Annotated in this window: 1 protein-coding gene; it reads right to left on the bottom strand. The window is 66.1% G+C overall.

Annotated features, from left to right (window positions below; genetic code table 11):
* Nucleotides 1-367 (bottom strand): GGDEF domain-containing protein (locus GR197_RS31815; RefSeq protein WP_246724752.1); only part of this gene is annotated, 367 nt, incomplete at its 3' end.
* Nucleotides 368-387 lie beyond the last annotated feature (20 nt).

Here is a 387-nt window from a genome sequence, read left to right as displayed (position 1 = left end):
CGACACCGATACTGCATGTGTAGCCGGGCAGCGTCGCGTCGTCTTTCTGCGCGACGCGCCGGCGGATACGCTCCGCATGGTCCCTCGCCTCGTCGGGAGGCACGCGCGGCAGCAGCACGGCGAACTCCTCGCCGCCCCAGCGCGCGACATGCCCCGGCGCCGGCAACATGTCGGCGACGCGCTTCGCGAAGTCGATCAGAATGCGATCGCCCGTGGCGTGCCCATACGTGTCGTTCACCTGCTTGAAATGATCGAGATCGATCAGCAGCAGCGACAGCAATCCGCCCGTGCGCATCGCCTTCTCGCGTTCCTGTTGATGCGCGCTCAGAAACGCGCGACGATTCAGGAGCCCCGTCAGCGGGTCCATGAACGACTGCTGCTCGAGCT

This window comes from Rhizobium phaseoli (assembly GCF_010668805.1).
In the GTDB taxonomy this organism is placed as follows: domain Bacteria; phylum Pseudomonadota; class Alphaproteobacteria; order Rhizobiales; family Rhizobiaceae; genus Rhizobium; species Rhizobium phaseoli_A.
The sequence above is the reverse complement of the archived record's forward strand: the minus strand, read 5'-3'. Positions and strand labels throughout refer to the sequence as shown.